This window comes from Pseudomonas sp. BBP2017 (assembly GCF_003024385.1).
In the GTDB taxonomy this organism is placed as follows: Bacteria; Pseudomonadota; Gammaproteobacteria; order Pseudomonadales; family Pseudomonadaceae; genus Aquipseudomonas.
This window is the reverse complement of the sequence record NZ_PVZN01000001.1, coordinates 302,903-323,064: the sequence shown is the minus strand read 5'-3', so window position 1 is coordinate 323,064 and position 20,162 is coordinate 302,903. Positions and strand designations below refer to the sequence as shown.

Genomic DNA, 20,162 nt, shown 5'->3' with positions numbered 1-20,162 from the left:
CCTGCTTCAACCCGTGATGAGTTGCCGTTTCCCATAACAAATTCAAGAGTGGAGAAAGACATGGCCGAAGCAAAAGTACTCAGTGGAGCCGGCCTGCGTGGTCAAGTGGCCGGGCAAACTGCACTGTCGACCGTAGGCCAGGCCGGGGCCGGCCTGACCTATCGTGGTTATGACGTCCGCGACCTGGCCGCTGGTGCCGAGTTCGAAGAAGTGGCCTACCTGCTGCTATACGGCGATCTGCCCAGTGCGGCCCAGCTGGCCGAGTACAAGGGCAGGCTCAAGACCCTGCGTGACTTGCCACAAGCGCTGAAGGAAGTGCTTGAGCGCATTCCGGCAGATGCCCATCCGATGGATGTGATGCGTACCGGTTGCTCGATGCTTGGCACCCTGGAGCCCGAGCTGACCTTCGAACAGCAGCGCGACAAGACCGATCGCCTGCTGGCACTGTTCCCGGCGGTGATGTGCTACTGGTACCGCTTCACCCACGATGGCGTACGTATCAACTGCACCAGCGATGAAGACACCATCGGCGGCCACTTCCTGCACCTGCTGCACGGCAAGAAGCCGAGCGAGCTGCATGTGAAAGTGATGAACGTCTCGCTGATCCTCTACGCCGAGCACGAATTCAACGCGTCGACCTTCACTGCCCGCGTGTGCGCATCGACCCTGTCGGACCTGTACTCGTGCATCACCGCAGCCATCGGTTCGCTGCGCGGCCCGCTGCATGGCGGTGCCAACGAAGCGGCGATGGAACTGATCGAGCGCTTCCAGAGCCCGCAGGACGCGGTGGCCGAGCTGCTGCAAATGCTTGAGCGCAAAGACAAGATCATGGGCTTCGGTCACGCGATCTACAAAGAGTCCGACCCGCGTAACGAAGTGATCAAGGGCTGGTCGAAGAAGCTCGCTGACGAAGTTGGTGACACGGTGCTGTATCCGGTGTCCGAAGCGATCGACAAGACCATGTGGGAACAGAAGAAGCTGTTCCCCAACGCCGACTTCTATCACGCCTCGGCGTATCACTTCATGGGCATCCCGACCAAGTTGTTCACCCCGATCTTCGTCTGCTCGCGCCTGACCGGCTGGGCGGCCCATGTGTTCGAACAGCGTGCCAACAACCGCATCATCCGTCCGAGCGCCGAGTACACCGGCGTTGAACAGCGCAAGTTCGTGCCAATCGAACAACGCTGAGCCTGGCCGCAAATTCCTGGCTTGCCCCCTGACCAAGGACAGGGCAAGCCAGGATTGCCAGATACCGACCTTACCGTGATCGAGTCCCTGTGCCATGAATACTGAATTTCGCAAGAACCTGCCGGGCACTGGCCTGGATTATTTCGACGCGCGTGCCGCTGTCGACGCGATCGAGCCCGGTGCTTATGACTGTCTTCCCTACACCTCGCGCGTGCTGGCGGAAAACCTCGTGCGCCGCTGCGATCCGGCCAGCCTCAATGCGTCGCTGCGCCAACTGATCGAGCGCAAGCGCGACCTCGACTTCCCGTGGTTTCCGGCGCGTGTGGTCTGCCACGATATCCTTGGCCAGACCGCGTTGGTCGACCTCGCCGGTCTGCGTGACGCCATCGCTGAAGGGGGTGGTGACCCGGCCCAGGTCAACCCGGTGGTGCCGGTGCAATTGATCGTTGACCACTCGCTGGCAGTGGAATGCGGTGGTTTTGACCCGCAAGCATTCGAGAAGAACCGTGCCATCGAGGACCGCCGCAACGAAGACCGCTTCCACTTTATCAACTGGACCAAGAAGGCGTTCAAAAACGTCGACGTGATCCAGCCGGGCAACGGCATCATGCACCAGATCAACCTGGAGAAGATGTCGCCAGTGATCCATGCTGAGCGTGGCGTGGCTTATCCTGATACCTGTGTCGGCACCGATAGCCACACCCCGCACGTCGATGCCCTGGGCGTGATCGCCATCGGCGTCGGCGGCCTGGAAGCCGAGAACGTCATGCTTGGCCGCGCCTCGTGGATGCGCCTGCCGGAAATCGTTGGCGTCGAGCTGTCGGGCAAGCCGCAGCCTGGCATCACTGCCACCGACGTGGTACTGGCCCTGACCGAGTTCCTGCGCAAGGAAAAAGTCGTCGGTGCCTACCTCGAATTCTACGGCGAAGGCGCCCGTGCCCTGACCCTGGGTGACCGCGCGACCATCTCCAACATGGCCCCGGAATACGGCGCCACCGCAGCGATGTTCTCCATCGACCAGCAGACCATCGACTATCTCAAGTTGACCGGCCGTGAAGACGAACAGGTCAAGCTGGTGGAAACCTATGCCAAGGTTGCCGGCCTGTGGTCCGACAGCCTGGTCAGCGCCGAGTACGAGCGGGTGTTGCGCTTCGACCTGTCCAGCGTTGTGCGTAACATGGCCGGCCCGTCCAACCCGCACGCCCGCGTGGCGACCAGCGACCTGGCCAGCAAAGGCATCGCCGGTCAGTGGGACGAAGTGCCGGGGCAGATGCCGGATGGCGCGGTGATCATTGCCGCCATCACCAGCTGCACCAACACCAGCAACCCACGCAACGTGATCGCCGCAGGCCTGTTGGCGCGCAACGCCAACAAACTGGGTCTGGTGCGTAAACCATGGGTCAAGTCGTCCCTGGCGCCCGGTTCCAAGACGGTGGCCCTGTACCTGAAAGAAGCGGGTCTTGATGAAGAGCTGGAGCAGCTTGGTTTCGGTATCGTGGCCTTTGCCTGCACCACCTGCAACGGCATGTCCGGCGCACTGGACCCGGTAATCCAGCAGGAAATCATCGACCGCGACCTGTACGCCACCGCCGTGCTTTCGGGTAACCGCAACTTCGATGGGCGTATTCACCCTTACGCCAAGCAGGCGTTCCTGGCTTCGCCGCCGTTGGTGGTGGCCTATGCCATTGCCGGTACCATCCGCTTCGACATCGAGAAAGATGTACTGGCGGTGGTCGACGGCAAGGAAATCCGCCTCAAGGACATCTGGCCGAGTGACGAAGAGATCGACGCCGTGGTCAAGGCAGCGGTCAAGCCGGAGCAGTTCCGTCAGGTCTACATCCCGATGTTCGCCATTCAGGAAGACACCGGGCCGAAAGTCACGCCGCTGTACGATTGGCGTCCGATGAGTACCTACATCCGTCGTCCACCGTACTGGGAAGGCGCCCTGGCCGGGGAGCGTACGCTCAAGGGCATGCGCCCGTTGGCAGTGCTGCCGGACAACATCACCACCGACCACCTGTCGCCGTCGAACGCGATCATGCTCGACAGCGCTGCTGGTGAATACCTGGCGAAAATGGGCCTGCCGGAAGAAGACTTCAACTCTTATGCAACCCATCGCGGTGATCACCTGACCGCGCAACGCGCCACGTTCGCCAACCCGAAACTGTTCAATGAAATGGTTCAGGAAGGCGGTAAGGTCAAGCAGGGCTCCCTGGCGCGGATCGAGCCGGAAGGCAAGGTCACTCGTATGTGGGAAGCTATCGAAACCTACATGGAACGCAAGCAGCCGCTGATCATCGTCGCCGGTGCCGACTACGGTCAGGGCTCGTCCCGTGACTGGGCGGCCAAGGGCGTGCGCCTGGCCGGTGTCGAGGCCATCGTCGCCGAAGGTTTCGAGCGTATCCACCGCACCAATCTGGTCGGTATGGGCGTGTTGCCGCTGGAATTCAAGCCGGGGGTGAACCGCAAGACTCTGGATATCGACGGTACCGAGACCTTCGATGTGGTCGGTGAGCGTACCCCGCGAGCCACCCTGACCCTGGTGATCACCCGTCACAATGGCGAGCGTATCGAAGTGCCAGTGACCTGCCGCCTGGATACCGCTGAAGAAGTGTCGATCTACGAAGCCGGCGGGGTGCTGCAGCGCTTTGCCCAGGACTTCCTCGAGTCGGCGACAGCCTGAGGTAAATCCAACCTGTAGGGGCCGGCCTTGCCGGCGATGAAAGCGATACGGTGCCAGCGGTTGCGCGGTGTCTGCATCGCTGGCAAGGCCAGCTCCTACAGGGTTGTTGTCAGCCTTAAGTTTGCGTGTTTTTTCACAGGACAAGATTCCCATGGCTCACGTACCCCAGATCAAAATCCCCGCCACCTACATTCGTGGCGGCACCAGCAAAGGCGTGTTCTTCCGCCTCCAGGACCTGCCTGAGCGCGCACAGGTGCCGGGCCCGGCCCGCGACGCATTGCTGCTGCGGGTGATTGGCAGCCCTGATCCCTATGGCAAGCAGATCGATGGCATGGGTGGCGCCACCTCCAGCACCAGCAAGACCGTGATCCTCTCGCGCAGCATCAAGGCCGATCACGATGTCGACTACCTGTTCGGTCAGGTATCGATCGACAAGGCTTTTGTCGACTGGAGCGGTAACTGCGGTAATCTCTCGGCAGCGGTTGGTTCCTTTGCCATCAGTGCCGGCCTGGTCGACAGCAGCCGTATACCGCAGAACGGTATCGCCACTGTGCGCATCTGGCAGGCCAACATCGGCAAGACCATCATCGCCCACGTGCCGGTCACCAATGGTGAAGTGCAGGAGACCGGTGATTTCGAGCTGGATGGCGTGACTTTCCCGGCGGCTGAAGTGCAACTCGAATTCATGGGTCCGGCTGCCGACGAAGACGGCGAGGGCGGCTCGATGTTCCCCACCGGCAACCTGATCGATGACCTGGAAGTGCCTGGCATCGGCACGCTCAAGGCCACCCTGATCAATGCCGGTATTGCGACCATCTTTATCCAGGCCGAAGCCATCGGCTACACCGGCACCGAGCTGCAGGACGCGATCAACAGCGATCCCGGGGCCCTGGCCCGGTTCGAAGCGATTCGTGCCTACGGTGCCGTGCGCATGGGCCTGATCAAGCACATCGATGAAGCCGCCAAGCGTCAGCACACGCCGAAAGTCGCCTTCGTCGCTCCGCCAACGGCTTACCAGTCGTCCAGCGGTAAAGCCGTGGCGGCATCAGACGTTGATCTATTGGTCCGTGCGCTGTCGATGGGCAAGCTGCACCACGCCATGATGGGCACTGCAGCTGTGGCTATCGGTACCGCTGCGGCGGTCCCTGGCACCCTGGTCAACCTTGCGGCCGGTGGTGGCGAGCGCAGCGCTGTTCGTTTCGGACACCCCTCGGGCACCCTGCGCGTTGGCGCCGAGGCTCGTCAGGTGAACGGTGAGTGGACTGTCACCAAAGCAATCATGAGCCGCAGTGCGCGGATACTGATGGAGGGCTGGGTGCGGGTGCCCGGTGATGCCTTCTAACCAGTAGCGGCGCTTGGCTCCCTGTTTACCTACAACAGAGAGACATCAGATGAGTGCCAACGTTGATCTGAACAATCGTCCTGACTACGACCGGGTACTGCAGGACATCGCTGACTATGCCCTGAATTACCAGGTCGGTTCCGCGCAGGCGCTGGACACCGCGCGCAACTGCCTGATGGATACCCTCGGCTGCGGCCTGCTGGCCTTGCGCTTCCCGGAATGCACCAAGCATCTGGGGCCGTTGGTGGAGGGTACGGTGGTGCCGTATGGTGCACGGGTGCCGGGCACCAGCTACCGCCTGGATCCGGTCAAGGCCGCTTGGGACATCGGTTGCATCGTCCGTTGGCTCGACTACAACGACACCTGGCTGGCCGCCGAGTGGGGGCATCCCTCGGACAACCTCGGCGGCATCCTGGCAGTGGCCGACCATCTCTCGCAAAAACGTGTGGCCAATGGTGAAGCGCCCTTGAGCATGCGTGTGGTGCTCGAAGCCATGGTCATGGCGCATGAGATCCAGGGGGTGATGGCCCTGGAAAACTCCTTCAACCGCGTTGGTCTCGATCATGTGCTGCTGGTCAAGGTCGCGTCCACGGCGGTCTGCGCCAGGCTCATGGGCGCCAGCCGCGAACAATTGCTGTCGGCGCTGTCCCATGCCTTTGTCGATGGTCAGGCCCTGCGTACTTACCGCCATGCACCGAATGCCGGTTCACGCAAATCCTGGGCGGCGGGGGATGCCTCGAGCCGCGGTGTACGCCTGGCGGATATTGCCCTGCGTGGCGAGATGGGTATTCCGGGCGTTCTGACTGCGCCGCAGTGGGGCTTCTACGATGTATTGTTCAGTCATACCAACAAGGACCTGGCGCTCAAGCCCGCAGACAAGCGCGCCTTCAGCTTCTCTCAAGGGTTCTCCAGCTACGTGATGGAGAACGTGCTGTTCAAGATCAGCTTCCCCGCCGAGTTCCATGCCCAGACCGCCTGTGAAGCGGCGGTGGCGCTACATCCCCAAGTACGTAACCGCCTGCATGAAATCGACCGGATCGTCATCACCACCCATGAATCGGCGATCCGCATCATCTCCAAGGTGGGCAAGCTGGCCAACGCTGCCGACCGAGATCATTGCCTCCAGTACATGACCGCGGTGCCGCTGATTTTTGGCAATCTGGTGGCTGAGCAATATGAGGATGAATTCCAAGCCGCCCACCCGATCATCGACCGCTTGCGCGAGAAGATGGAAATCGTCGAAGACCCGCGTTTTACCCGTGAGTACCTGGAGGCCGACAAACGCTCGATTGCCAATGCCGTGCAGGTGTTCTTCAACGACGGATCAAGCACCGGACAGGTAGTTGTGGAGTACCCGATTGGTCACCGCCGACGTCGCGCTGAGGGTATTCCGTTGCTGGAAGAGAAGTTCAGGGCCAACCTGGCGACGCGCTTTAGCGGGCAGCGGGTGGATGAGATTTTTGCCTTGTGCAAGGATCAGGCGGCGCTTGAGGCTACGGCGGTGCATCGGTTTGTCGATCTGTTTGTGATCTGAAGCGGGCAAATGCCTGTAGGAGCCTGCCAATAAAAAACCCCGCATATTGCGGGGTTTTTTACGCTAAGTCAGCTTACGCTTGAACAACCGGAATGTTGGCGCTCGCAGCGGCTTCACGGAACTCGGCGATCTGGTCGAAGCTCAGGTAGCGGTAAACGTCGGCAGCCATGCTGTCGATGTTCTTCGCGTACTCCATGTACTCTTCGACGGTTGGCAGCTTGCCCAGAATCGAGGCAACAGCGGCCAGCTCGGCCGAGGCCAGGTAGACGTTAGTGGCGTCGCCCAGGCGGTTCGGGAAGTTACGGGTCGAAGTGGACACCACGGTCGAACCGGTCTGCACACGTGCCTGGTTACCCATGCACAGCGAGCAGCCTGGCATTTCCATGCGTGCACCGGCTTTGCCGTAGATGCCGTAGTAGCCTTCTTCGGTCAGCTGGTGAGCGTCCATCTTGGTTGGCGGAGCCAGCCACAGACGGGTAGGGATGCCACCCTTGACCTTCTCCAGCAGCTTGCCGGCAGCGCGGAAGTGACCGATGTTGGTCATGCACGAACCGATGAACACTTCGTCGATTTTCTCGCCCTGAACGGTCGACAGCAGACGGGCATCGTCCGGGTCGTTCGGCGCGCAGAGCACAGGCTCTTTGACGTCGGCCAGGTCGATTTCGATGATCTCGGCGTATTCGGCGTCGGCGTCGGCTTCCAGCAGTACCGGGTTGGCCAGCCAGGCTTCCATCGCTTGGGCACGACGCTCCAGGGTGCGGGCATCGCCGTAGCCTTCGTTGATCATCCAGCGCAGCAGGGTGATGTTCGACTGCAGGTACTCGGCAATGGCCTTCTCTGGCAGCTTGATCGAGCAGCCGGCAGCGGAACGTTCAGCCGAGGCGTCGGACAGTTCGAACGCTTGCTCGACGGTCAGTTCGTCGAGGCCTTCGATTTCCAGGATGCGGCCGGAGAAGGCGTTGATCTTGCCTTTCTTCTCAACGGTCAGCAGGCCCTTCTGGATAGCGTAGTAAGGGATCGCGTGGACCAGGTCGCGCAGGGTGATGCCTGGTTGCAGTTTGCCCTTGAAGCGCACCAGTACCGACTCCGGCATGTCCAGCGGCATGACGCCGGTGGCAGCGGCGAAGGCGACCAGGCCAGAACCGGCCGGGAACGAGATGCCGATCGGGAAACGGGTGTGCGAGTCACCACCGGTACCGACGGTGTCCGGCAGCAGCATGCGGTTCAGCCAGCTGTGGATGATGCCGTCGCCTGGACGCAGGGACACGCCGCCACGGGTGCGGATGAAATCCGGCAGGGTGTGGTGGGTGGTGACGTCGATCGGCTTTGGATAGGCGGCGGTGTGGCAGAACGACTGCATGACCAGATCAGCGGAGAAGCCCAGGCACGCCAGGTCTTTCAGTTCGTCACGGGTCATTGGACCGGTGGTGTCCTGAGAACCGACGGTGGTCATCTTCGGCTCGCAGTAGGTGCCTGGACGAACGCCAGTCACGCCGCAGGCTTTACCGACCATTTTCTGTGCCAGGCTGTAGCCTTTGCCGGTGTCGACCGGGGCTTCAGGCAGCTTGAACAGATCGGTTGGGCCCAGACCCAGTTCGGCGCGCGCCTTCTCGGTCAGGCCACGGCCGACGATCAGCGGGATACGGCCACCAGCGCGGACTTCGTCGAGTAGCACCGGGGTCTTCAGTTCGAAGGTGGTGATGACGTCGTCGGTGCCGTGCTTGCAGACTTTACCGGCGTATGGGTAAACGTCGATGACGTCGCCCATGCCCAGGTTGGTGCAGTCGAATTCGATCGGCAGGGCGCCGGCGTCTTCCATGGTGTTGTAGAAGATCGGGGCGATCTTGGTGCCGAAGCAGAAACCACCGGCGCGCTTGTTCGGTACGTACGGGATGTCGTCGCCGAAGAACCACAGCACCGAGTTGGTGGCGGATTTACGCGAAGAACCGGTACCGACCACGTCACCGACGTAGGCAACCGGGAAGCCCTTGGCTTTGACTTCTTCGATCTGCTTGAGCGGACCAATGGCGCCTGGTTGCTCAGGATTGATGCCGTCACGGGCCATTTTCAGCATGGCCAGGGCGTGCAGCGGGATGTCAGGGCGCGACCAGGCGTCCGGGGCAGGGGACAGGTCGTCAGTGTTGGTTTCGCCTGGAACCTTGAACACCGTCAGGCTGTACTTCTGTTCGATCGCCGGGCGAGCGGTGAACCACTCACCGGCGGCCCAGGATTCCAGCACGGCTTTGGCGTGAGCGTTACCGGCCTTGGCTTTTTCGGCGACGTCGTGGAAGGCGTCGAACATCAGCAGGGTGTGCTTGAGCTGTTCGGCGGCAACGGCGGCCAGCTCAGCGTTGTCCAGCAGCTCGACCATGGTGGCGATGTTGTAACCGCCCTGCATGGTGCCCAGCAGCTCCACAGCACGCTTCTTGTCGATCAGTGGGGAAGTGGCTTCGCCCTTGGCGACAGCAGAGAGGAAACCGGCCTTGACGTAGGCGGCTTCGTCCACTCCTGGTGGAACGCGGTTGGTGATCAGGTCGACGAGGACTGCTTCTTCGCCAGCAGGGGGATTCTTCAGCAGCTCAACCAGGCCTGCGGTTTGTTCGGCGTTAAGCGGCTGGGGCACGATACCCTGGGCGGCACGCTCTTCGATGTGTTTGCGGTAGGCTTCAAGCACAGTTATTACCCTCATCAGTGGTCCCAAATGGGTGTCCGGGACGCTCATCCAGAAAGTCCGGCACCCGTGCGCAATACGGCTTCTTGGGCCGCGTAGCCAGGGTTGCAGGAAATCCTTACAGAAGCTGCTTTCAAAGTTTTACGCCTGTAGAACGGAGGCTGATGAGGGCTGGCGCGGGATATGCGATGAGGCGTATATCCCGGGCCAACGCCGTTCTACCGGATCAACTGTGCTCGTGACGCTTTGAAAACAGCTTCTAACGGACATTGGCGCCTTAAAAAGGCCGGATGATTCTACGGTAAAAACTCGATAAAGGTAAGGCGCGCGCGATGACTTTAGCGGGTGACCCCCGTTAGACAAAGGGCTAACATGGCGGCCTGTTCCACCGTCCAGTTGTAGATTATTTCATGCCCAATCAGTCAATCAAAACGCCTTGTGTCGGCCTCTGCTCCACGGTTTACGGGGATCTGGTGTGTCGTGGCTGCAAGCGTTTTCACCATGAAGTGATCAACTGGAACGGCTACAACGAAGATGAAAAACGAGCGGTCTGGCTGCGCCTGGAGCAGCTGCTGGTGCAGGTCATGGTGGCCAAACTTGAGGTCTTTGATGCCATGCGCCTGCGCCAGCAGTTGGAGCAGCGCAAGGTTCGTTTCGTGCCGCACCAATCCGAATATTGCTGGGCGTACCAGTTGATCGCCCGTGGCGCGCGGGTTATTCGTGATCTTGAGGCCTATGGCATGGTGTTGTTGCCGGAGTTTCGCGACTGGGAGCTGCCGCAGTTGCGTGATGCCATTGATCGGGAATTTTTCCTGCTGTCTGAAGCCCACTATCAACGCTATATCGCGCCGGGGTTTCTCAAGGGTGCTTTGGGTTGAAACGATCGCGAGGCAAGCCCCCAACTTGGGCTTGCCTCGCGATGAGGTCGTCAGCCTTGCGCCAGCTCGGTCAGGTGCACCTTCACTTCTTCAGTCTTGAGCACCAGCACATCGCATTCCAGCGAATCGAGCACCACCTCGGCGGTGTTGCCGATCAATGCCCCGGAAATCCCGGTGCGCGCCACCGTGCCGATCACGGTCACCACTGCATCATACTTCTTGGCGGTGTGGGGGATCAGCACATCGGCCGGGCCTTCGGCAACATGCAGGCGATCATCCTTGATGTCGAACTCAGCCTGGAACGCGCTGCACTCCTCGCGATAACGCTGTTCGATGGTTTCCTTCAATTGGTAGACCGGGTCAGCCGCCGACAGCATCGGTGACGGATGGGCGCTGATCACATGCAGGTCACCTTTGGCCAGGCTGGCGATCTCGTAGCCGTGGTCGATGATGTTCCTGTGCAGCAGGCGGTGTGCCTCGTCATGATTGCCGACATCCACTGCAGCGAGGATCACGCCGCCAGCCCACGGTCCCTCGGTCTTGACCATCAGCACCGCGCACGGGCACTGGCGCAATAGTTTCCAGTCGGATGGGGTGAGCAGGGCCTTTTTCAGCGGGTTGTCCGGCCGGTGCTCCTTGATCACCAGATCGCAGCCTTCGGCTTGCTGCACGGCAATGATCGATTCGTGCCGGCTGCCGTGCCAGGCCTCCTCGTAAGTCACATTGTCGAAACCGTCATCATGCAGCTGGCTGCTGAGCAGGCTGAGCAGGGCGCTGTGGTCGTGATTCTTGTCGCACATCAAAAGGTGCAGGCGTGCGCCGGTGGCACCGCCGATCAGTTTGGCCCGGGTCAGGGCGCGGCTGTGAGCGTGTTCGGGATCGAGGACCACCAGTATGCTGCGTACTTCTTGCATGAGCGTAAACTCCCTTCAGAAATGGCGACCGATGACTGACTATAGTCGGCGCCAAGTGTAATGGGCGTTGATATGTATCAAGCATAGTTCACTGGTGATCGCCGCCGCTGCCGGTATAATCGCCGGCCTTGCCGTTGCCCTGCCTGTTTTGTGAGCCTATGCACCTTATTCCCGAAATTGATGCGTTCCTTGGTTGCCGTACTCCTGATGCCTGGGTTCAGGCGGCACTTGCCGACCAGGAAACCCTGTTGATCGACCACAAGAACTGCGAGTTCAAGGCCGCCAGTACTGCGCTGAGCCTGATGGCCAAGTACAACACGCACCTGGATTTGATCAACATGATGTCGCGCCTGGCTCGCGAAGAGCTGGTGCACCATGAGCAGGTGCTGCGCCTGATGAAGCGCCGCAAGATTGCCTTGCGCCCGTTATCGGCCGGGCGCTATGCCTCGGGCCTGCGCCGGGTGGTGCGGACCCATGAGCCGGTGAAGCTGGTCGACACCTTGGTAGTCGGCGCCTTTATCGAAGCGCGTAGCTGCGAACGTTTTGCCGCGCTGGTGCCGCATCTGGACGAAGAACTGGGCAAGTTCTATCACGGCCTGCTCAACAGCGAGGCCCGTCACTATCAGGGTTATCTCAAGCTCGCCCATCAATACGGTGAGGCGGCGGATATCGAGCGGGTGGTGGAGAAGGTCAGGGCGGTTGAAGCCGAATTGATCAGCAGCGCGGATGAAGAGTTTCGCTTTCATAGCGGTGTTCCGGCCTGATTGATAGCGGGGCAATCCGCCCCCACTGGTGTTGTGGGGGCGGGCTTGCTCCGTGATCAGGTCTCAAGGAAAAGCAAAAGGCTGCAGCTGAAACCCTTGCTCATCCACCTGCAATGCCCAGCCTTGGCGGTCCCAATCCCCTAGCACGATGCGCCGTGCCGGTTGCTCATCGACCACCAGTTTGTGAATCGCCGGACGATGGGTATGGCCATGCACCAGCGTGCGTACGCCATACTGCGCCATGACCCGCGGTACTTCTTCCGGCGTCACGTCGACAATGTCGTTGGCCTTCATCCGCGTCTGCGCGCGGCTTTCGCTGCGCAGTTTGCGCGCCAGTTTCTGGCGGGTGCTCAGCGGCAGGTGCCGAAGGATCCACAAGCTCACTGGATTGCGCAGGTAGCGGCGCATTTTCATGTAGGCCAGGTCCAGGGTGCACAAACTGTCGCCGTGCATCAGCAGCACCGGTTCACCGCCCAGCTGCACGACACAGGGGTCGCTCAGCAGGGTGCAGCCGGCCGCCTGGCAGAAGGCTTCGCCGATCAGGAAATCACGGTTGCCATGCATCAGGCAGACCTGCGTGCCGCTGTCGCTCAAAGCGCGCAGGGCCTGGCAGATCGTGGACTGGAACGGTGTCATGGCGTCGTCGCCGATCCAGGCCTCGAAGAAGTCACCGAGGATGTACAGCGCCTCGGCGTGGCGCGCACGACCATCGAGCAGATCAAGAAACGCCCGGGTTATGTCCGGGCGTTCTTCTTGCAGGTGCAGATCAGAGATCAGCAGTATCACTCAACGATCTCGGCTTTCTCGATGATCACGTCTTCAACCGGTACGTCCTGGTGGCCGGACTTGGAGCCGGTGGCAACAGTCTTGATCTTGTCGACAACCTCGGTGCCTTCGGTGACTTTACCGAATACTGCGTAGCCCCAACCCTGGACGTTCTTGCCGCTGTGGTTGAGGAAGCTGTTGTCGGTGACGTTGATGAAGAACTGCGCCGACGCCGAATGCGGTTCCATGGTACGGGCCATGGCGATGGTGTACTTGTCGTTGCTCAGGCCGTTGTCGGCTTCGTTCTGAATGCTTGGACGCTTGTCTTTCTTCTCTTTCATGCCCGGCTCGAAACCGCCGCCCTGGATCATGAAGTTGCCGATGACGCGGTGGAATACGGTGTTGCTGTAGTGGCCGGCGTTCACGTACTCGATGAAGTTAGCCACGGTGATCGGGGCTTTCTCGGCATTCAGTTCGATGACGATGTCGCCATGATTGGTGCTCAGTTTGACTTTGGACATGCTGGAATTCGCTCTTTCAAGGCATTTGAAATAGGGTCGCGCGGGATCGCGATACAAACCTGACGCACAGTCTACAACCCACGATACGTGGCCTGCGGCAGTTTTTTTGCTGCCAGTACCGAATATAGGGCCAGTTTGTCGGTCGGACGCTGTCGGCAGCTCGACCGCTTCGGCTATGATAAGCGCTTTGATTCAGTCGGCCTACCCAGGCCGTGCACCCGTATTTCAAGGATCCTATGAGCAAGCCCACTGCCGACACCGCTCCCAACGCCGCTGCCAAAGGCGCTCCCGCCGTCCCTGCGAACTTCCTGCGCCCGATCGTGCAGGCCGACCTGGACTCGGGCAAGCACAACAGCATCGTCACCCGTTTCCCGCCAGAGCCTAACGGTTACCTGCATATCGGCCATGCCAAGTCGATCTGCGTGAACTTCGGCCTGGCCCAGGAATTCGGCGGAGCCTGTCACCTGCGTTTCGATGACACCAACCCGGCCAAAGAGGACCAGGAGTACATCGACGCCATCCAGAGCGATGTGCAGTGGCTAGGCTTCCAGTGGACCGGCCCGGTGCGCTACGCCTCCGAGTATTTCGACCAGTTGCATGACTGGGCCGTGGACCTGATCAAGTCGGGCAATGCCTACGTCTGCGACCTGACCCCGGAGCAGGCCAAGGAATACCGCGGCAACCTCACCGAGCCTGGTAAGAACAGCCCGTTCCGCGAGCGCAGCGTCGAAGAGAACCTCGACCTGTTCGCCCGGATGAAGGCCGGCGAGTTCAAAGACGGTGAACGTGTACTGCGGGCCAAGATCGACATGGCCTCGCCGAACATGAACCTGCGCGACCCGATCCTGTATCGCATCCGTCATGCCCACCACCACCAGACCGGTGACAAGTGGTGCATCTACCCCAACTACGACTTCACCCACGGTCAGTCGGACGCCATCGAAGGCATCACCCACTCCATCTGCACCCTGGAGTTCGAAGGCCATCGTCCGCTGTACGAGTGGTTCCTGGAGCACCTGCCGGTGCCGGCCAAGCCGCGCCAGTACGAGTTCAGCCGCCTGAACCTGAACTACACCATTACCAGCAAGCGCAAGCTCAAGCAGCTGGTCGACGAGCAGCACGTTCACGGTTGGGACGACCCGCGCATGTCGACCCTGTCCGGTTTCCGCCGCCGCGGCTACACCCCGGCCTCGATCCGCAATTTCTGCGAAATGATCGGCACCAACCGTTCCGACGGCGTGGTCGACATGTCGATGCTCGAGTTCAGCATTCGTGACGACCTCGATCGCACCGCACCACGCGCCATGTGCGTGCTGCGTCCATTGAAAGTGGTCATCACCAACTACCCGGAAGGTCAGGTCGAGAACCTCGAACTGCCTCGCCACCCGAAAGAAGACATGGGTGTGCGCGCACTGCCGTTCGCGCGCGAGATCTACATCGATCGCGACGACTTCATGGAGACGCCGCCAAAAGGCTACAAGCGCCTGGAGCCCGCCGGTGAAGTGCGCCTGCGCGGCAGCTACGTGATCCGCGCCGACGAGGCGATCAAGGACGCGGACGGCAATATCGTCGAACTGCGCTGCTCCTATGACCCCGACACCCTGGGCAAGAACCCCGAGGGTCGCAAGGTCAAGGGCGTGATCCACTGGGTGCCGGCTGCGGCCAGCGTCGAGTGCGAAGTGCGTCTGTACGACCGTCTGTTCCGCTCGGCCAACCCCGAGAAGACCGAAGATGGCGGCAGCTTCCTCGACAACATCAATCCCGATTCGCTGCAGGTACTCACCGGTTGTCGTGCGGAACCTTCCCTGGGCCAGGCCCAGCCAGAAGACCGCTTCCAGTTCGAGCGTGAAGGTTACTTCTGCGCCGACCTGAAAGACTCCCAGCCGGGTCGCCCGGTATTCAACCGGACTGTGACCCTGCGCGATTCGTGGGGCAGCTGAGGAACGCTCGTGCTTACCATCTACAACACGCTTAGCAAGACCAAGGAAGTTTTCAAGCCGCTCGAAGGCAACAAGGTGCGGATGTACGTCTGCGGCATGACCGTGTACGACTTCTGCCACCTGGGCCACGGCCGCAGCATGGTGGCCTTCGACCTGGTCACCCGTTGGCTGCGTTGCAGCGGCTACGACCTGACCTATGTGCGCAACATCACCGACATCGATGACAAGATCATCAACCGGGCCAATGAAAACGGCGAGTCGTTCGACGCGCTGACCGCCCGCATGATCGACGCGATGCACGAAGACGAGCGCCGCCTGAACATCCTGCCGCCGGACCAGGAGCCGCGTGCCACCGACCATATCGCCGGCATGCATGCGATGATCCAGACCCTGATCGACAAGGGCTACGCCTACGCGCCAGGCAATGGCGACGTGTACTACCGGGTCGGCAAGTTCGTCGGTTACGGCAAGCTGTCGCGCAAGAAGATCGAAGACCTGCGCATCGGTGCGCGGATCGAGGTCGACGAAGCCAAGCAGGACCCGCTCGACTTCGTTCTCTGGAAGGGTGTCAAACCGGGGGAGCCGAGTTGGGAATCGCCGTGGGGCCCGGGCCGTCCGGGCTGGCACATCGAGTGCTCGGTGATGTCCACCTGCTGCCTGGGTGAGAGCTTCGACATTCACGGCGGTGGCAACGACCTGGAGTTCCCGCACCACGAGAACGAGATCGCCCAGAGCGAGGCCGCCACTGGCAAACAGTACGCCAATTCGTGGATGCACTGCGGCATGATTCGCATCAACGGCGAGAAGATGTCCAAGTCCTTGAACAACTTCTTCACCATTCGCGACGTGCTCGACAAGTATCACCCGGAGGTGGTGCGCTACCTGCTGGTATCGAGCCACTACCGCAGCTCGATCAACTACTCCGAAGACAGCCTGCGTGAGGCCAAGGGCGCCCTGGAGCGCTTCTACCATGCGCTGCGTGGCTTGCCGCGGGTCGAGGCCAAAGGTGGCGAGGCATATGTCGAGCGCTTTACCATGGCGATGAACGACGACTTCGGCACCCCCGAAGCCTGCGCCGTTCTGTTCGACCTGGTGCGTGAGATCAACCGGCTGCGCGAGAGCGAGCCTGAAGTCGCTGCCGGCCTGGCCGGTCGCCTGCGTGAGCTGGCAGGGCTGCTCGGTGTGCTGCAGCTGGACGCCGATGACTTCCTGCGTGCCGGTGCTGAAGGCAAGGTCGATGCGGCTGAAGTTGAGGCCTTGATCCAGGCGCGCCTGCAAGCGCGTGCGGACAAAAACTGGGCAGAGTCGGATCGCATCCGTGACCAGATCACTGCCATGGGTGTAGTGCTGGAAGACAGCAAGGGTGCTACTACCTGGCGCTTGGCTGACTGACAATCGCGGGGCAAGCCCGCTCCCACAGTGTGGGGGCTTGCCCCGCGATGGCCCTAACTGACCGCCCCTGTCCGACAGAGCAACACTAACTTCGCCCCACCCAGTTCACTGGCCCCGACCTCAAGCGCAAAACCATGCAGGTCGACAATCGCCGCAACCACCGACAGTCCTAGCCCGAACCCCGGGTGACGATGTCCTTCCTCACTGCGATAAAAACGCTTCAACACCGCCTCGCGCTCATTCTCGGGAATTCCCGGGCCGCTATCTTCTACCTCAATCCTTATCGCACTGGCTTCAGTGCTGGCACTCATGCGCACCTGGCCGCCAGCCGGGGTGAACTTGATAGCGTTGCCCAGCAAATTGGCCAATGCTTCGAACAATAGTTCGCGGTCGCCATTGAGCGGCGGCAGCTGTGCCGGTATTTCAAGGCTCAGGCGAATATCGCCATCCTCGGCCAGCGGCAGATAAAAGTCGTGCATTTCCACCAGCAGGGCCCGCGGGTCGAGCTCGACGAAGCCTGCCCGGCGCTGGCGATCTTCCAGCTCACTGATGCGCAGCAAACCGCGAAAGCGCGCCATCAATGTGTCGGTTTCACTAATCGCCTGTTCCAGCGCATCGGCCTGGGACGAGTCATCACCGGCCTGCTGGCGAATCCGGTAGAGCTGGGCGCGCAGGCGGGTCAGCGGGGTGCGCAGATCGTGGGCGATGTTGTCGCAGACGCCCTTGACCTCGTGCATCAGGCGCTCGATGCGGTCGAGCATGGCGTTGACGATGGCGGCGAGCATGTCCAGCTCATCGCGGCGCTGAGACAGCGGCAGGCGCTGGGTGAGGTCGCCGGCGACGATCTGTTCGGCGCTGGCCTGGATGGCGCGGATGCGCTTGAGCGGCCGCCGACGCAGCAGGTACCAGCCGGCGATACCGGGGATGATGGTCAGCGACAGGCCCCAGAGCAGGGCGTGCAGAATGATGCGGGTGACCACGAACAGTGAGCCGTTGTCGCGCACCAGCACCAGCCAGCGGCCATCACGGACCTTGATCGCCACGGCGTCACAGCTGTCGCGCGGCAGGTGTGGATCATCGGCGTCGAGGCAGCGGCCTAGCTCGTGGATCTTGCCGTCCAGGCCCAGCTCGGTTGGCAGTTGGCGGATCTGTCCGCCCAAGGGGTTGAGCTGGGCGTCGAACAGGCCGTAGGCATCGAAACTGCGTTCTTCGAAGGTCTGGCTGGCGATCAGTGCGTCGTCCAGTTGCTTGCCGCTCATGTGCCCGAACAGGTGCTGGCGCTGCAGCAGCGAGTGACGGGTGAGCTTGTTCAGATAGCTTGATACCTCGAAGTACAGCACCCCCATAAGGATGCTGCTCCAGGCCACGAACAGAAAGCTGTACAGCGCCAGCAGGCGGCTGGTCGAGGAACTCCAGCCCTTAGACGGGTTCGGCAATGGCATAGCCCGAGCCCCGCACGGTCCGAATCAGCGGGGTCTGGCCAGCGGCGTCAATCTTCTTGCGCAAGCGTCCGATATGCACGTCGATCAGGTTGGTGCCGGGATCGAAGTGATACCCCCAGACTTCCTCGAAGATCATCATCCGGGTGATCACCTGGCCGGCGTGGCGCATGAGAAATTCCAGCAACTTGTACTCGGTGGGCAGCAGATTGAGGGGCTGCTCGCCGCGCCGGGCCTCGTGGCTGATCAGGTCCAGCTCCAGGTCGCCAACCTGCAAGCGGGTCTGCGCCATGGGCACGCTGTTGCGCCGCAGCAGCACTTCGACGCGGGCGGCCATTTCGTCGGAGGCGAAGGGCTTGGTCAGGTAGTCGTCGCCACCGGCACGCAGGCCGCGCACCCGTTCGTCGACATCGGACAGGGCGCTGATCATCAGGATCGGCGTGGCGATCTTCAGGTTGCGCAGGGTGGTGACGATGGTCAGGCCGTCGAGCTCGGGGAGCATGCGATCGAGGGTGATCAAGTCGTAACCGCCGGCAATGGCTTTGGCCAGGCCTTCACGGCCGTTGTCGGCCCAATCCACTTCCAGGCCATGGCTGGAAAGCTCGGCGACGATCTCCTGGGCGGTCACGGCGTCGTCTTCGATAGTCAGTACGCGGGGCATGCTAATACCTGGGCGGCGAGTAGAGACTTGATTGTGCCAAAGAATAGGTGGTGCCCGGGTTAAAGAAAAATTCATCTGCGCAGTGTTTTTGCCGCTTTGGTGGGTGGCTGGTCGCCGGGGGGCGCAGATGTACGCCGAAAGAGTAGTCCTTGGAGCAAGCCTACTCGATGCTCGGAAGGGTCCTACATCTTCGCATTGGGTGTTCTTGCTAGATTGCAGTCTTTACCACTTTACAAGCGTTCATAGGCGTATTTTGCGGTGCTTGTAAATGTTTTGGCTGCCACGTTCGGCGTTGGGATGGCCGACTGAAGATCTTGTAACTAACTCAGGGGATAGGTGAATTCATGAATGATATTTTCATACAAAATAGTTTCGAATCTTTTGAAAAGTCGACGTCGATGCAGGAGTTCGGTGAAGTGTTCATTGAGGCGCTGCCCAAGCACTTGGAAAGCTTGAAAATGCCTGGGCGATTGATGAAGGATAATTTCAGAAGTCCACCTCTACACGCTCAGGTGGAGCATGTGACTGAGCTCCAGGGTGCAATGCGTGAGGTGCTTTATCATCCGATTACGTACGACGCCCAGTCCTGTGCTGAGAAGGCGTTCAAGGTTTTCCTTGAGAGAGAGGTTGTTGATGTCGGTGTTTTGAAGTTTTTCAATGGCTGGAATGAAATACACAAAACAACCAGCCTCGTCTCTGCAAAGGTAATTATGCGGTTGTCAGCGGATGCACGCTTCGTCCCAGTTGGAAGGCAAGAAAATTATAATCATGTCATGGCGCACATGCATGAAGTTGCAAAGGACGATTTTGGTCTGGGGCACGAAGGGCATGATGGTATGTACGCCTATATGGCGGCCGCATTTGATGCCTCGGGCTGGGAGGGGAATCGGCATGCGGTTCGTGAGTGTTGTGAATTTTCTCGATTTTTGTACGGCATGGGCGTGGCGAAGCATAAATCTGCCATGGCTTCCTTCGAGCATAAAAACTCTATAATGAACGCCATGATGGTGTCTGTTGCATCTGAGCTCTGGAATGGGCGTGAGTACAACTTTATTGCTCAATTCATCGAAAAGAAGTTAATTTCCATCAGGCCGTCACTGCGCAGCGATGTTAAAAATCTGCGCGATGCAAAGGGCTATGTAATGGGGCATTCTGGTGAAGTAGAGAACAAGCACGGCCTGCATGCTTTAGCTGCGGCGCAAGCTTTTGGCCGCACCGTAGAGCTTGAGTTTGAGGTGGGCCGGCTCAAGGAAGTGATGCTGGATTATAACGCGCGTGTTGGAGCCGCCTTTCATTCTTTGTATGAAGCATTAAGTGAGTGATCAGTAGGTGTGGGCGAAGTCGTCTGAATTGCTTCTGCTGTTCGGTGTTTGTTTAAGGTGTTCTGGGACGAGCTAAAGCGGTTGTATGAGCATTGACCTTAATTTAAAGGCGTGCCGTAGATGTAAGTGTGCATGCCCTTGCTGGACG

15 protein-coding genes are annotated in these 20,162 nt (G+C 60.4%); 9 read left to right on the top strand and 6 right to left on the bottom strand.

Annotated elements, in window-relative coordinates; translation table 11 throughout:
- The first annotated feature begins 60 nt into the window (after positions 1 to 60).
- The 4 genes from prpC to prpD all read left to right on the top strand — a co-directional run bounded on the left by prpC (position 61) and on the right by prpD (position 6,747).
- Complete coding sequence (gene prpC / locus C6382_RS01460) at positions 61 to 1,188, top strand: 2-methylcitrate synthase (protein WP_107022776.1); 1,128 nt, start codon at positions 61 to 63, stop codon at positions 1,186 to 1,188.
- A gap of 94 nt (positions 1,189 to 1,282) precedes the next feature.
- Positions 1,283 to 3,871: a Fe/S-dependent 2-methylisocitrate dehydratase AcnD gene (gene acnD / locus C6382_RS01455; RefSeq protein ID WP_107022775.1), complete on the top strand. Its 2,589-nt coding sequence runs from the start codon at positions 1,283 to 1,285 to the stop codon at positions 3,869 to 3,871.
- Between the two features lie 151 nt (positions 3,872 to 4,022).
- Positions 4,023 to 5,213, top strand: coding sequence for a 2-methylaconitate cis-trans isomerase PrpF (gene prpF, locus C6382_RS01450; protein WP_107022774.1), 1,191 nt, complete (start codon positions 4,023 to 4,025; stop codon positions 5,211 to 5,213).
- A 49-nt stretch (positions 5,214 to 5,262) separates the two neighbouring features.
- Positions 5,263 to 6,747 carry a 2-methylcitrate dehydratase gene (prpD, locus tag C6382_RS01445; RefSeq protein WP_107022773.1) on the top strand — a complete coding sequence of 495 codons (1,485 nt, stop codon included), beginning with the start codon at positions 5,263 to 5,265 and terminating at the stop codon, positions 6,745 to 6,747.
- A 73-nt stretch (positions 6,748 to 6,820) separates the two neighbouring features.
- On the opposite strand, the gene acnB is transcribed toward prpD, so the two are convergent.
- Positions 6,821 to 9,421 carry a bifunctional aconitate hydratase 2/2-methylisocitrate dehydratase gene (gene acnB / locus C6382_RS01440; protein ID WP_107022772.1) on the bottom strand — a complete coding sequence of 867 codons (2,601 nt, stop codon included), beginning with the start codon at positions 9,419 to 9,421 and terminating at the stop codon, positions 6,821 to 6,823.
- 407 nt (positions 9,422 to 9,828) lie between these two features.
- On the opposite strand from acnB, the gene C6382_RS01435 reads away from it, so the two are divergent.
- Positions 9,829 to 10,296 (top strand): DUF1289 domain-containing protein, encoded by a 468-nt coding sequence (locus C6382_RS01435; RefSeq protein ID WP_107022771.1) that lies wholly within the window; start codon positions 9,829 to 9,831, stop codon positions 10,294 to 10,296.
- A gap of 50 nt (positions 10,297 to 10,346) precedes the next feature.
- Here the strand turns inward: C6382_RS01435 and C6382_RS01430 are convergent, their stop codons facing one another.
- Positions 10,347 to 11,210, bottom strand: a complete 864-nt coding sequence (locus C6382_RS01430; RefSeq protein WP_107022770.1) for a universal stress protein — start codon at positions 11,208 to 11,210, stop codon at positions 10,347 to 10,349.
- Positions 11,211 to 11,368: 158 nt separating this feature from the next.
- Between C6382_RS01430 and C6382_RS01425 the strand changes: the two genes are divergently transcribed.
- On the top strand, positions 11,369 to 11,974 hold the full coding sequence (locus C6382_RS01425) for a tRNA-(ms[2]io[6]A)-hydroxylase (protein ID WP_107022769.1): 606 nt from the start codon (positions 11,369 to 11,371) through the stop codon (positions 11,972 to 11,974).
- Between the two features lie 63 nt (positions 11,975 to 12,037).
- Here the strand turns inward: C6382_RS01425 and C6382_RS01420 are convergent, their stop codons facing one another.
- Together C6382_RS01420 and C6382_RS01415 are read right to left on the bottom strand one after the other, a co-directional pair.
- Positions 12,038 to 12,760, bottom strand: a complete 723-nt coding sequence (locus C6382_RS01420; RefSeq protein ID WP_107022768.1) for a UDP-2,3-diacylglucosamine diphosphatase — start codon at positions 12,758 to 12,760, stop codon at positions 12,038 to 12,040.
- Entirely contained in the window at positions 12,757 to 13,260 is a 504-nt protein-coding gene (locus C6382_RS01415; RefSeq protein WP_107022767.1) for a peptidylprolyl isomerase, read from the bottom strand. The genes C6382_RS01420 and C6382_RS01415 overlap by 4 nt, the downstream gene beginning before the upstream one ends.
- Before the next feature lie 236 nt (positions 13,261 to 13,496).
- Here C6382_RS01415 and C6382_RS01410 point away from each other — a divergent pair, with 236 nt between their 5' ends.
- Both C6382_RS01410 and cysS read left to right on the top strand, forming a co-directional pair.
- Positions 13,497 to 15,200: a glutamine--tRNA ligase/YqeY domain fusion protein gene (locus C6382_RS01410; RefSeq protein ID WP_107022766.1), complete on the top strand. Its 1,704-nt coding sequence runs from the start codon at positions 13,497 to 13,499 to the stop codon at positions 15,198 to 15,200.
- A 9-nt stretch (positions 15,201 to 15,209) separates the two neighbouring features.
- Entirely contained in the window at positions 15,210 to 16,592 is a 1,383-nt protein-coding gene (gene cysS, locus C6382_RS01405; RefSeq protein ID WP_107022765.1) for a cysteine--tRNA ligase, read from the top strand.
- A 53-nt stretch (positions 16,593 to 16,645) separates the two neighbouring features.
- Here cysS and C6382_RS01400 read toward each other — a convergent pair whose 3' ends face one another.
- Positions 16,646 to 18,034: a HAMP domain-containing sensor histidine kinase gene (locus C6382_RS01400; protein ID WP_107022764.1), complete on the bottom strand. Its 1,389-nt coding sequence runs from the start codon at positions 18,032 to 18,034 to the stop codon at positions 16,646 to 16,648.
- The gene (locus C6382_RS01395; protein ID WP_107022763.1) at positions 18,012 to 18,692 is read right to left on the bottom strand and encodes a response regulator transcription factor; all 681 of its coding nucleotides are present in this window, start codon (positions 18,690 to 18,692) and stop codon (positions 18,012 to 18,014) included. Before C6382_RS01395 ends, C6382_RS01400 begins: the two co-directional genes overlap by 23 nt.
- Positions 18,693 to 19,036: 344 nt before the next feature.
- On the opposite strand from C6382_RS01395, the gene C6382_RS01390 reads away from it, so the two are divergent.
- Positions 19,037 to 20,014 carry a hypothetical protein gene (locus tag C6382_RS01390; protein WP_256588897.1) on the top strand — a complete coding sequence of 326 codons (978 nt, stop codon included), beginning with the start codon at positions 19,037 to 19,039 and terminating at the stop codon, positions 20,012 to 20,014.
- The last annotated feature ends 148 nt before the right edge of the window (positions 20,015 to 20,162 follow it).

Bases quoted from the DNA above. Each gene is read 5' to 3' on its own strand.
- prpC (WP_107022776.1), top strand. From the start codon at position 61: ATGGCCGAAGCAAAAGTACTCAGTGGAGCCGGCCTGCGTGGTCAAGTG.
- acnD (WP_107022775.1), top strand. From the start codon at position 1,283: ATGAATACTGAATTTCGCAAGAACCTGCCGGGCACTGGCCTGGATTAT.
- prpF (WP_107022774.1), top strand. From the start codon at position 4,023: ATGGCTCACGTACCCCAGATCAAAATCCCCGCCACCTACATTCGTGGC.
- prpD (WP_107022773.1), top strand. From the start codon at position 5,263: ATGAGTGCCAACGTTGATCTGAACAATCGTCCTGACTACGACCGGGTA.
- C6382_RS01435 (WP_107022771.1), top strand. From the start codon at position 9,829: ATGCCCAATCAGTCAATCAAAACGCCTTGTGTCGGCCTCTGCTCCACG.
- C6382_RS01430 (WP_107022770.1), bottom strand. From the start codon at position 11,210: ATGCAAGAAGTACGCAGCATACTGGTGGTCCTCGATCCCGAACACGCT.
- C6382_RS01425 (WP_107022769.1), top strand. From the start codon at position 11,369: ATGCACCTTATTCCCGAAATTGATGCGTTCCTTGGTTGCCGTACTCCT.
- C6382_RS01415 (WP_107022767.1), bottom strand. From the start codon at position 13,260: ATGTCCAAAGTCAAACTGAGCACCAATCATGGCGACATCGTCATCGAA.
- C6382_RS01410 (WP_107022766.1), top strand. From the start codon at position 13,497: ATGAGCAAGCCCACTGCCGACACCGCTCCCAACGCCGCTGCCAAAGGC.
- C6382_RS01400 (WP_107022764.1), bottom strand. From the start codon at position 18,034: ATGCCATTGCCGAACCCGTCTAAGGGCTGGAGTTCCTCGACCAGCCGC.
- C6382_RS01395 (WP_107022763.1), bottom strand. From the start codon at position 18,692: ATGCCCCGCGTACTGACTATCGAAGACGACGCCGTGACCGCCCAGGAG.
- C6382_RS01390 (WP_256588897.1), top strand. From the start codon at position 19,037: ATGAATGATATTTTCATACAAAATAGTTTCGAATCTTTTGAAAAGTCG.